General features: G+C 69.1%; 2 protein-coding genes and 1 pseudogene. 2 read left to right on the top strand and 1 reads right to left on the bottom strand.

What is annotated here, in order from left to right; all coding sequences use genetic code 11:
• Positions 1-343 precede the first annotated feature (343 nt).
• Together ACZ56B_RS32015 and ACZ56B_RS32020 are read left to right on the top strand one after the other, a co-directional pair.
• Positions 344-1,045, top strand: a complete 702-nt coding sequence (locus ACZ56B_RS32015) for a hypothetical protein (RefSeq protein WP_468798354.1) — start codon at positions 344-346, stop codon at positions 1,043-1,045.
• A 515-nt stretch (positions 1,046-1,560) separates the two neighbouring features.
• Positions 1,561-2,400: a replication-relaxation family protein gene (locus ACZ56B_RS32020; RefSeq protein ID WP_468798357.1), complete on the top strand. Its 840-nt coding sequence runs from the start codon at positions 1,561-1,563 to the stop codon at positions 2,398-2,400.
• An 81-nt stretch (positions 2,401-2,481) separates the two neighbouring features.
• On the opposite strand, the pseudogene ACZ56B_RS32025 reads toward ACZ56B_RS32020, so the two are convergent.
• Positions 2,482-2,566: pseudogene (locus ACZ56B_RS32025) on the bottom strand (telomere-protecting terminal protein Tpg); the annotation flags it as partial.

Below are 2,566 nucleotides of genomic sequence, written 5' to 3' on the forward strand. Positions count from 1 at the left end.
AAGAGGGGTGGGTGTTTTTCTTTTGGCCCTTTGCTTGGGCCCGCCCGCCCCCCCCCCCCCCCCCCCCCCCCCCACGCCGTCTGGGGTCGACGTCTCGGCATCGAAATTTTGACCGTTTCGAGAAGACGACCAGGCCATGGTCCACGGCCTTCGCCGTGCGATGTCCCAGTCGCTGACAACTGAAAACGCCACCACCGGGCAGACAGGCTGATGCCCGAGGCAGGCCCGGGCCGGCTGACCTGAAATGTGTCGATCGATTGGACTTCACCATGCAACTTACGTCATTATGAGCGACGTGAGTCGGGCGGGCCGGCTCCTCGCTACGCGACGGGATGTTCAGGCCATGGCTGCCCAATCCGCGCCACGTCTCATCGACGCTGCAGGGATCCGTGCGGAACACGGACTGAGCGCGCAGAGCGTCAGCCGCCTGTACGCCGAGCGGGAGACCAACGGCTTTCCCGAGGCCGTCGGGCAGCGTGGCCGCGGCCGGGCCCGGCTATGGGACAAGGACGAGGTGGACAAGTGGTTCGCCCAGCGCAAGCTGTCCCGCTTCCAGGATCACAAGCCGCCCACCCGCGACCCGAACGAGCTGCTCAACGCCGCCCAGGCATCACGATTTCTGGGCTACAAGAGCTCCAAGCAGGTCACCACCTACAGTCGGGAGCACCCCGGCTACTTTCCCGAGCCTGACGTCGTCGAGGAACTCGGCACACCTGAGCGGCCCTACCGCCGGCAGCTGTGGCGGGTACAGACGCTTTTGGACTGGATGACGACCCGGCCCGGCAGCGGCAAGCGCAGCGGCGCCAAGCGCTCCGCCGTGCTTCCCCCGGAGGTGCCCGTCGATGGTGATCCGGACGAACTTCTGGGGGCCTCTCAGGCCGCCGTCCTGCTCGGGTTCAAAAGCATCAACACATTCAGCAGCAGCCTCGCCCAGGGCAACCTGCCATTGTTGAACACCGTGGACGCATACAGCGAGAAGGGCGGATACCGTCGGTGGACGCGCCGGCGCGTCCTCGAGCAGGCCGCCCAGCGCAAGGCCAGGTAACACAACGGGCAGGGAAGCAACTCGCTCACCGCCCCTCACAGACGCGGTCTCCGGCTATGGGTTGTTGATCCCCGTGCGGGCCGGATACCGCAACGATGGCCGGCATGGCGTAGCTCGCCACTACGCCCCGCAGCAGCAGACGCTGCCGCGGACCGGCCATCGTCCGTTTTCCAAGGACTTCGAACTCACCTTGTCTGACCGGGCAATGCCCCGTGCCGTCGGCCGGCCATTGATCGGATCCTTCAGTCTGCGCAGCCCGAGGAGTCCGTGGTCGGGGGCGCAGGGCCGACCACCGGGCTGTTTTCCATTCGTGACCATGGTCGGGCCTTCGTGGTCGGTGGTCCGGTCGGGGCTGTTGGGTTTCCTCGTCGGCAACTGATGCCGTCGGTCGAACGGCCCGCGCTCGGCTCAGGCCGCACGCGCGCCGAAAGGAAGTTCCCATGCCCCGCTCCGCTTCGAGGACACGCGTTTCCCCTCTGTCTCCCAGCCCGGTCGAGGCTTTGAGTGATCAAATCATGACCGCGCTCGCCCAGCACCGCATCGCCACCACCGGCCAGCTGCGCCGGATGCTGCGCCCGGACGGCACACGGCAACTGATCTCCCGCGCCCTGAACAAGCTGCGCTGCGACGGCTTCGTCGACTACACGGTGCTGCCCGGCCCGGACCGCTCTCCCACCCACGCCTGGTACCTCACGCCAGACGGTGCGCGCCTGACGAGGGACCTGCCGGTCCTGCGGGGGCGGCCACCCTACCCGATCACCTCCACGACGGCGGCGTCGCTGAAGACAGCGCACACCCTGACCGTGGTGCGCGCCCATCTGGCCTTCGCATCCGATGCCCGCCGGCTCGGGCACGAGCACGGCCCCTGGGACTGGACGCCGGAGGTGTCGCACTCCATCGGCGAAGGGGAACGGGTGGTGGCCGACGCCGTCCTGCACTACACCGTCGTCAGGGGCGAGCAGCGGCGCAAGCTGCGCGCGTTCGTGGAGGTCGACCGCGCCACCATGAGCGGTGAGCGGCTGGCGGTGAAGCTGATCGAGTACGCGCGGCTGCATCAGCACGAGGCCCAGCCGGTCGGCCGGCGCCGCCGCGTCGCCGCGGAGCCCGGCTGGATGCGCTGGTATCCGGTCTTCCCCCGTGTGCTGTTCGTCCTCACCGGCGCCTCCCGCAGCCGGCTGGAGGGCCGGATCAGCGACCTGCAGGCGATGGCCGCCCAGCACCCGCTCGTTGCCGCGTTCGCCGGCGAGGTCGCGCTGGGAGCCGCCGTGCTCGAGGACCTCGAACAGCACGGCCCCGCCCAGGCCGTGTGGACGCCCCTGACCGGCGGCACGCCCCGTCCCTGGATTGACCTGTGACACTGCCGGCTGCCTCTGCCGGTGGACAGGCGAGCGCGCCCTGGACCGATACGGTCCGGGGCGCGCGTGGTGTGCGGCGCGCTACAGGTCGAACTCCAGGTGCTCGATGTCGGTGAAGCGGATCTCCTCCAGCTGGCCGGCGCGGCGGCCGCCGTCCTGGAAGTAC

The organism is Streptomyces sp. NPDC034670, from assembly GCF_055574875.1.

Excerpts from the sequence above, each read along its gene's own strand:
- ACZ56B_RS32015 (WP_468798354.1), top strand. The coding sequence starts at position 344 with ATGGCTGCCCAATCCGCGCCACGTCTCATCGACGCTGCAGGGATCCGT.
- ACZ56B_RS32020 (WP_468798357.1), top strand. The coding sequence starts at position 1,561 with ATGACCGCGCTCGCCCAGCACCGCATCGCCACCACCGGCCAGCTGCGC.